The organism is Winogradskyella tangerina, from assembly GCF_003260205.1.
In the GTDB taxonomy this organism is placed as follows: domain Bacteria; phylum Bacteroidota; class Bacteroidia; order Flavobacteriales; family Flavobacteriaceae; genus Winogradskyella; species Winogradskyella tangerina.
Genome location: NZ_QERF01000004.1, coordinates 333,362 through 341,524, shown reverse-complemented (window position 1 = coordinate 341,524; position 8,163 = coordinate 333,362). Strand labels below are relative to the sequence as shown.

At 36.4% G+C, this 8,163-nt stretch carries 9 protein-coding genes; 4 read left to right on the top strand and 5 right to left on the bottom strand.

The genetic code is table 11. The features are described 5' to 3' along the window. The first annotated feature begins 278 nt into the window (after positions 1-278). The 4 genes from thrS to rplT all read left to right on the top strand — a co-directional run bounded on the left by thrS (position 279) and on the right by rplT (position 3,567). Complete coding sequence (gene thrS, locus DDY94_RS08810; RefSeq protein ID WP_111683729.1) at positions 279-2,219, top strand: threonine--tRNA ligase; 1,941 nt, start codon at positions 279-281, stop codon at positions 2,217-2,219. A gap of 30 nt (positions 2,220-2,249) precedes the next feature. Beyond that, positions 2,250-2,798 (top strand): translation initiation factor IF-3, encoded by a 549-nt coding sequence (gene infC / locus DDY94_RS08805; protein WP_111683728.1) that lies wholly within the window; start codon positions 2,250-2,252, stop codon positions 2,796-2,798. Between the two features lie 67 nt (positions 2,799-2,865). Next, positions 2,866-3,063: a 50S ribosomal protein L35 gene (gene rpmI, locus DDY94_RS08800; protein WP_102754533.1), complete on the top strand. Its 198-nt coding sequence runs from the start codon at positions 2,866-2,868 to the stop codon at positions 3,061-3,063. 159 nt (positions 3,064-3,222) lie between these two features. Beyond that, positions 3,223-3,567, top strand: coding sequence for a 50S ribosomal protein L20 (gene rplT, locus DDY94_RS08795; protein ID WP_111683727.1), 345 nt, complete (start codon positions 3,223-3,225; stop codon positions 3,565-3,567). A 74-nt stretch (positions 3,568-3,641) separates the two neighbouring features. Here the strand turns inward: rplT and DDY94_RS08790 are convergent, their stop codons facing one another. The 5 genes from DDY94_RS08790 to DDY94_RS08770 all read right to left on the bottom strand — a co-directional run bounded on the left by DDY94_RS08790 (position 3,642) and on the right by DDY94_RS08770 (position 8,144). Continuing rightward, positions 3,642-4,064: a secondary thiamine-phosphate synthase enzyme YjbQ gene (locus tag DDY94_RS08790; protein ID WP_111683726.1), complete on the bottom strand. Its 423-nt coding sequence runs from the start codon at positions 4,062-4,064 to the stop codon at positions 3,642-3,644. A 28-nt stretch (positions 4,065-4,092) separates the two neighbouring features. Then, positions 4,093-5,166 carry an adenylate/guanylate cyclase domain-containing protein gene (locus DDY94_RS08785; protein WP_111683725.1) on the bottom strand — a complete coding sequence of 358 codons (1,074 nt, stop codon included), beginning with the start codon at positions 5,164-5,166 and terminating at the stop codon, positions 4,093-4,095. 11 nt (positions 5,167-5,177) lie between these two features. After that, entirely contained in the window at positions 5,178-6,362 is a 1,185-nt protein-coding gene (locus DDY94_RS08780; protein WP_111683745.1) for an asparagine synthetase B, read from the bottom strand. Between the two features lie 146 nt (positions 6,363-6,508). Beyond that, positions 6,509-7,234 (bottom strand): sulfotransferase-like domain-containing protein, encoded by a 726-nt coding sequence (locus DDY94_RS08775; protein WP_111683724.1) that lies wholly within the window; start codon positions 7,232-7,234, stop codon positions 6,509-6,511. Continuing rightward, positions 7,227-8,144: an aminotransferase class IV gene (locus DDY94_RS08770; protein WP_111683723.1), complete on the bottom strand. Its 918-nt coding sequence runs from the start codon at positions 8,142-8,144 to the stop codon at positions 7,227-7,229. Before DDY94_RS08770 ends, DDY94_RS08775 begins: the two co-directional genes overlap by 8 nt. Positions 8,145-8,163 lie beyond the last annotated feature (19 nt).

Genomic DNA, 8,163 nt, shown 5'->3' with positions numbered 1-8,163 from the left:
ATTCCCACAACATCTTTAAAAATTATTTTTTAATTTTTTTTCTCCTCCTAATCATCACCCCATGAGAACTCCCCAAAACAACATATCACTACCCGTTTTGAGCGCGCAAATATATAACCCTTTACCAATTCAACAAACATTTTTTTTACTTTGTTTTTGAAAGGGAATTATTGTGCTCATTTACAGCCTTATATAAAGTGAAATTTTTATTCAAAACTTCACTTTGTCCTTTATATATATAGGTATATCTTTGTAGGCTAAAATTTATAACTAATATAATGATCAATATTACTCTACCAGATGGTTCGGTTAGGTCTTTCGATAAAGACGTAACTCCTTATGAAGTGGCTGTAGATATTAGCGAGGGATTCGCAAGAAATGTTATCTCAGCAAAATTCAATGACAACGTTGTTGAAACCACCACTCCATTAACCACCGATGGTAGTCTTACATTATATACATGGAGAGACGATGCTGGTAAAAAAGCTTTTTGGCATTCCTCTGCACATGTTCTTGCTCAAGCCTTGGAAGAACTTTATCCTGGTGTAAAGCTATGGGTTGGTCCGGCAATAGATAATGGTTTTTATTATGATGTGGATTTAGGTGAGGATGTGATTTCTGAAAAAGACTTCAAGACCATTGAAAACAAAATGATTGAAATCGCACGAGGAAAACATGATTTCCAAATGCGTGAAGTTTCAAAAGCTGAGGCTCTTTCATACTATAATGGTAAGAATGAATATAAAGTAGACCTTATTGAAGGTCTGGAGGATGGTGAAATCACTTTCTGTGACCATTCAACATTTACAGATCTCTGTCGTGGTGGACATATCCCAAATACAAGCATTATCAAAGCTGTGAAAATTTTGAGCGTCGCTGGTGCTTATTATAAAGGTGATGAAAATGAAAAACAGCTCACTAGAGTTTATGGTATATCTTTTCCGAAGCAAAAAGAACTTACCGAATACCTTCACTTATTAGAAGAAGCTAAAAAAAGAGATCATAGAAAGCTAGGTAAAGAACTAGAACTGTTTACATTTTCTCAGAAAGTAGGCCAAGGTTTACCATTATGGTTACCTAAAGGGACTGCTTTACGAGAGCGTCTTGAAAATTTCTTGAAAGCAGCACAGAAGAAAGCCGGTTATGACATGGTTGCAACACCACATATAGGTAATAAGGATCTGTATGTAACATCAGGTCATTTTGCTAAGTATGGTGAAGATAGTTTTCAACCAATAAATACACCTGCAGAAGGCGAGGAATTCTTATTGAAACCAATGAATTGTCCTCATCATTGTGAAATTTATAATGCCAGACCCTATTCATATAAAGAATTACCTAAGCGTTTCGCTGAATTTGGAACAGTATATCGCTACGAGCAAAGTGGAGAGCTTCACGGACTAACACGAGTACGAGGATTTACGCAAGATGATGCTCATATCTTCTGTACGCCAGATCAGCTGGATGAAGAATTCAAAGAAGTAATTGATCTTGTCTTATATGTCTTTGGTTCTCTTGGGTTTGAGGATTTTACGGCTCAAGTTTCATTACGAGATCCTGAAAATCCGGATAAATATATAGGTAGTGAAGAAAACTGGGATAAAGCCGAACAAGCGATCCTAAATGCTGCAAAGGATAAAGGTTTAAACTTTGTTGTTGAAACTGGTGAAGCTGCCTTTTATGGTCCGAAGTTAGACTTCATGGTAAAGGATGCGTTGGGCCGTCAGTGGCAATTAGGAACCATTCAGGTGGATTACAACTTACCAGAGCGTTTCGACCTTACGTATAAGGGTAGTGATAATGAGTTACACAGACCGGTAATGATCCATAGAGCACCCTTTGGAAGCCTTGAACGATTCGTTGCTATATTGTTAGAACATACTGGTGGAAACTTCCCACTTTGGTTAATGCCAGAGCAAGCTATTATTCTGTCTGTGAGTGAGAAATATGAAAAATACGCGGAAAAAGTTTTAAATTTGCTAGAAAATGCCGAAATTCGCGCCCTCGCTGACAACAGAAATGAAACGGTAGGTAAAAAAATCCGTGAAGCGGAATTACAGAAGTTTCCTTATATTATTGTTGTCGGAGAGCAAGAAGAAAAAGACCAAACCATTTCTGTGAGACAGCATGGTGGTGAGGATCTTGGTACGATAGGTGTAGAACAATTTGTAGAAATAATAAAAGATAAAATAAGTAAGAGTTTAAAAACTTTTAAATAACGTTTAATTAAAACCAGATAAGCCATAGCAATACGTAGAAACAGAAGGAATTACAACAGACGCGAAGCTCAAGAAGATAAGCATCGCATAAATAATAAGATTAGATCAGAAGAAGTCAGAGTAGTTGGAGACAACGTTGAAGTAGGGATTTACCCTATAAAAAAAGCACTGGCCATGGCCGACGATCAAGGCTTGGATCTAGTTGAAATTTCGCCAAATGCGAATCCTCCTGTATGTAAAATAATGGATTATAAGAAGTTTCTTTACGAACAAAAGAAACGTGAGAAGGCTTTAAAATCAAAAGCGTCTAAAGTTGTTGTGAAAGAAATTCGTTTTGGTCCTCAAACTGACGATCATGATTACGAATTCAAGAAGAAACACGCTATTAAATTCTTAACAGATGGTGCTAAATTGAAAGCATTTGTTTTCTTTAAAGGACGATCTATTGTGTTCAAGGAGCAAGGTCAGATTTTGTTATTAAGACTTGCTCAGGATTTAGAAGAGTATGGTAAAGTAGAACAAATGCCAAAACTCGAAGGAAAGCGAATGATTATGTTCATCGCTCCAAAGAAGAAATAAAAAACCCACCTATGCCACGGCTTCGGTGGAAAATAATAAGCGAAACGTAAATTAAAACTAGGACAAAATGCCTAAAATGAAAACAAAATCGAGTGCTAAGAAACGTTTCAAACTAACTGGCACTGGTAAGATTAAAAGAAAGCACGCTTTTAAGAGTCATATATTGACTAAAAAATCTAAAAAGCGTAAGCTTGCGTTGACTCATGATACGTTAGTACATAAGTCTGACGAAGACAATGTTAAAACGATGTTGCGTTTAAAGTAACACGCTTTTAACCGGTTAAATTAATTTATAAACCCTGGAGTTAGGCCTATAAGAGTACAAAGTATAAAGTTATAAGTAAGAAGTTTACAGTAATTACTGAAAACTGTTCACTGAAAACTAAATACTATTTGACCGCCTACTACAAAAACAATTAAAAACATGCCAAGATCAGTAAATTCAGTTGCAAAAAGAGCCAGAAGAAAAAAGGTTCTTAAGCAAGCAAAAGGATACTGGGGAAGACGTAAAAACGTTTGGACAGTAGCCAAAAACGCGGTTGACAAAGCGATGCAATATTCGTACAGAGACCGTAGAAACAAAAAAAGAACATTCCGTTCGTTATGGATTATGCGTATTAACGCTGGTGCAAGACAGCACGGAATGAGCTATTCAAAGTTTATGGGTAAATTAAAAGCTAACAATATCGAATTGAATCGTAAGGTTCTTGCTGATTTAGCTATGAATCACCCTGAAGCTTTTGAAGCAATAGTTAACAAAGTTAAATAAGGGCTTTTAGCCAAATTTATAACAACATTTCGCTTAATGAAAAATCCGATTCTAACGAGTCGGATTTTTTTATTTCAATTTCCAAAAGCCGTTAATACAAGTTGTCGGCCAGAGGCGCGATCTCTATGCTCGCAAAGATAAATACCTTGCCAAATTCCGAGGTTTAGTTGGCCGTTAGTAATGGGTATCTGAACCGAAGTTCCCATTAGCGAAGCCTTAATATGCGCTGGCATATCGTCGGATCCTTCAAAAGTGTGTTTGTAATAGGGTTGGTCTTCAGGCACCATCTTATTCATGTGACTTTCAAAATCATCGCGGACAGTTGGATCAGCGTTTTCGTTAATAGTTAAACTAGCCGATGTATGTTTTATAAAAACTTGCAATTGACCAATGTTGATTTGACGAATTTCAGGAATGGCGTCTAATACCTGACTCGTAATTAGGTGAAAACCTCTTCTGTATGACCTTAATCGAATTTCTTTTTGAAAAAACTGCATTCAAAATATGTTTTTATTCATTGGTATTTCACTTTGAAAGTCCAAAGACCTCAACAGACTTTTCTTTCCCTTTTAAATTAATAATTCCTTTTGAATCTATTTTGAACAAACTCTTGGTACGCAAATTATTAAGTATAGTTTCTGATATTAATAGCGAAGAATCATATGAATTGCACAAACTCTGAATTCTTGAGGCAGTATTTATAACATCTCCATGATATGCTATCTCCTTTTTCATCGTACCGACTTCAGCGATCATAAGTTTCCCAAAATGAATGCCAGCCTTAAAAATTGGTTCGAAACCAAATTCGGACAAATAAAATTGGTGTCGCTTTTTTAATTGTTCTTGAAAAGCAAAAAATAAATTTACACAGTTATCTTTCTTAAACCCTTTTTTGGTGGTCCAGGTTACAACGGCCTCATCACCTACATACTGATACACTTCAGCATCGTGTTTATTCAAAACCTTATTCAAATCTCTGAAACACTCCTGAATAAATTTACTATACTTAATATGACCAATTTGCTCAGCGATTTTGGTTGAATCTTTCAAATCTAGGAACATTAAAATACGCTCTTCTTCACGTGGCTTTCTATATTTTCCTAAGAGTATATTCAAAAACATACCGCGTCCAAACTTGTCGTTGGCAATCCTAATAAGTGAAAAGACTATGGAGGCACTTACAAAAAAGATGACTGTATTCCAAAAAAATGGATCGGTTCGCCACCAGCCGCGTTCGTTAGGTAAATCGATATCTATTTGCTCTTCAATTCTGAATGAAAGCAAACTGAGTACAATAATTATCAATATGAGATATATAAGGGATTTTGCTACTACGCTGACGCCTAGAATCAGTTTTTTGCTCAAGAATTCATCAAACAAATATTCAATGATGGCATAACATACTCCAAGAAGTAATCCGAGTATAACACCATACTTATAAAAAGCAAAAATCGGTAAGCCTAAATCTTCATCCGTGTAAATAGCCAATTCTTCAACCAAGCCGTTATATCTAATGGCCATAAAAAAGATAAAAGCTAAGAGCCAAAAGACAACAGAGGTAACAAATAATTGCAAAAAAGATAAAATTCTATTACTCATTAATGAAGTAATTAGGTTTTCTGTTTCTTCTTTTTAGCGGCAGGAAATAATACGTTATTTAAGATTAATCTATAGCCAGGCGATGTAGGGTGAAGATCTAATTCAGTTTTTGGATCTCCTACTCTATGTGTATAATCTTCAGGATCGTGACCTCCGTAAAAGGTAAAAAATCCCTTTCCCTTTATCCCATGAATGTACTTCGCCTCTCCATTCGTTCTGTTCTCCCCCATGACCAACACATTAGATTTGATCTGATCTCTCGTGAAAGACGTGGTTTGCCCCATAAACCCTTTAACTAATGAGGTGTGATTTTGGGTTAGCATCGTTGGAATTGGATCCCACTTCGCGGAATATTCCATCAATGAGAAGTAGTCAGTCTTAAATGGAATTTGACGCTTTTGTGTCATATCGATTGATGAAAACTCATAGACATTCGGACTGCGCTCTAAAATGTAATCTTTAAAGGCGAATGTTTTGGAGTAATCGATCTTGTTTTGATAACCAGGATCGCTACCGTCACCATCAAACATTGGTTCGCAAATATCAACACCTTCAGCAGATAAGGCAATATCAAAACTATCGGTAGCAGAGCACATGGCGAACATAAATCCGCCACCCACAACATAATCCCTGATCTTTAAAGCTACATCTAATTTAGCATCAGACACTTTGCTATAACCTAACTTTTTAGCTAATTCTTCAGCTGCTTTCTTCTCTTCTATATACCATGCTGCTGATCTGTAGCTTCGGTAAAACTTACCATACTGACCCGTAAAATCTTCATGATGTAAATGCAACCAATCGTATAAAAGCAATTCGTCTTTCAACACTTCTTCGTCATAAATCGTTTCATACGGAATTTCGGCATAGGTCAAAACCATAGTAACAGCGTCATCCCAAGGTTGCTTTCCGTAGGGCGTATAAACTGCAATCTTAGGCGCTTTTTCTAAAACTACAGCCTCTTGGTTGACGGCCGGACTGCTAATTTCTTCTAATATTTGTTCAGCCTTAGCATCGGAGATCACTTCAAACGAAACGCCTCTAATCTGGCATTCGCGTTGAATAATTTCTGCATCTGGTAATAAAAATGAACCGCCACGATAATTAAGCAACCACTTCACTTTAAGCTCGCGCTCTAAAGTCCAATAAGTAACACCATAAGCTTTTAAATGATTCTCTTGGGTTTCTGCATCCATAGGAATTAAGATGTAAGATGCATAGGCATTTGCACTTAGGAATACAGCAAATATGATAAGGGCTATTCTTTTCAAGTTCATAGATTTATAACGAAATATACTCAAAATTTAGTCTGAATAGATATAAATTATAATTCTTTTAAGAGCTATAAGGCATATTCGAGCAGTTTGTTGTAGTGTGGCTCGCAGGTTTTTAATAGTGCATTCAAGTGTTCTGGAAAAGGATCATCCTTAGGTTGATACTTTATAAATCCGCTAGATTTATGAACACTAGCGTACCAATATTTTGCCCAAATTCCGTCTTCTTCACGCCGTTGTGGCGTCCAAGACAACATGTTTTTATCAAACGCTATTTCGGCAAATTCACATAGTTTTTGAAGACTTCTTTCAGGGTTGTCTAAAACCTTTTTAGCATCTAGAACAGTAAACGGAATATCATTAGTTTGAAAATATTCGATGAGTTCAACATGTAGTGCATAACCCACATCATCTATGGACGGATTTTGAATTACCTTATCAAACGAAGGCAACATATCTTTGGGATTACGGGTAAGAATGACATTTACCGTTTCCTTCATAAAATCACGATCTAAGCCCAATAAATGATGCGTCATATGCTTGAAAAACAATACTGGTTTTTCTGTATTATTCAGCATATGTGCTACAACCTTATTGCCATCATTTTCCATGGTTTGTAAAATATCATCTGCACCTGGATGATACGCATGAGCTTCAGGATGGTGCCTTAAATAATAAGCGTATAATGGTTCATCATAAACCTTCGTATTCATACGCTGAGCAAAAGAATACATTAAGGCTGTTGAGATATTGCGTGGACCAGACCACAAACAAATTCGTGTTACTTTATTCATGATGTATCTGTGCTTCAATTAGTGATTCATAGAGATGACTGAGTTTCTTTGTCATAGACCCATAGGTTCCTTCACCTATAATTCGACCGTCTATTTTTGTTACAGGTGTTAGTCCTCCGAAGGTTCCTGTTACAAAGGCTTCGTCGGCATCATAGACATCAAAGAGCGAAAAGTCCTTTTCAAGACATACGATATTATTCGCCTTGCAAACTTCAATAACTTTTGCCCTAGTTATACCATTCATGCAATATTTACTTGTAGAGGTCCACACTTCATTATTCTTTATCATAAAGAAATTAGTGGCATTGCAAGTAGAAACAAAACCGTGTATATCTAACATCAAAGCTTCATCTGCTCCAGCTTCAATAGCTTGAATTAATGCTTGAACTTCGTGAAGTTTAGAATGGCAATTCAGCCTCGGATCTAAATAATCTGGCGAACCTCGTCTAATGGTGCTTGTAAACAAAGTGATGCCTTTTTCTTTCGATTCTTTAGACGCTGTTTTAAATTCTGGAATTATAACCACATTCGGTCCTGAGATCGTAAGTCTTGGATCTTGAGAAGGTGTTTTTTTTATGCCTCTAGTCACCATGATTCTTACATGTACACCATCGTGCATATCGTTCGCTTTTAAGGTATTCCATACTTTATCCGTTAATTCTTCTTTGGAAAAAGGTAAGGTCATACCAACGGTTTTGGCCGATTGCCATAAACGATTGAAATGATCCTCTAGAAATACCAACACACCGTGATGTAAGCGTAACGCTTCCCAAACACCGTCACCAACCAAATAACCACTATCGAAAACAGATATTTTAGCTTCATTTCTTTTGAACAATTCATCATTAACTGAAATTAAAATTTCGTCATTACGCGAATCTTCTAAAGCATTGTGTGTACCATGTACCATACTCTAAATTTTAAGCAGA

What these genes read in the sequence shown, in the direction of transcription:
- DDY94_RS08770 (WP_111683723.1), bottom strand. Translation starts at nt 8,144, where the DNA reads ATGGTACATGGTACACACAATGCTTTAGAAGATTCGCGTAATGACGAA.
- rpmI (WP_102754533.1), top strand. Translation starts at nt 2,866, where the DNA reads ATGCCTAAAATGAAAACAAAATCGAGTGCTAAGAAACGTTTCAAACTA.
- DDY94_RS08785 (WP_111683725.1), bottom strand. Translation starts at nt 5,166, where the DNA reads ATGAGTAATAGAATTTTATCTTTTTTGCAATTATTTGTTACCTCTGTT.
- thrS (WP_111683729.1), top strand. Translation starts at nt 279, where the DNA reads ATGATCAATATTACTCTACCAGATGGTTCGGTTAGGTCTTTCGATAAA.
- DDY94_RS08780 (WP_111683745.1), bottom strand. Translation starts at nt 6,362, where the DNA reads ATGGATGCAGAAACCCAAGAGAATCATTTAAAAGCTTATGGTGTTACT.
- DDY94_RS08790 (WP_111683726.1), bottom strand. Translation starts at nt 4,064, where the DNA reads ATGCAGTTTTTTCAAAAAGAAATTCGATTAAGGTCATACAGAAGAGGT.
- rplT (WP_111683727.1), top strand. Translation starts at nt 3,223, where the DNA reads ATGCCAAGATCAGTAAATTCAGTTGCAAAAAGAGCCAGAAGAAAAAAG.
- DDY94_RS08775 (WP_111683724.1), bottom strand. Translation starts at nt 7,234, where the DNA reads ATGAATAAAGTAACACGAATTTGTTTGTGGTCTGGTCCACGCAATATC.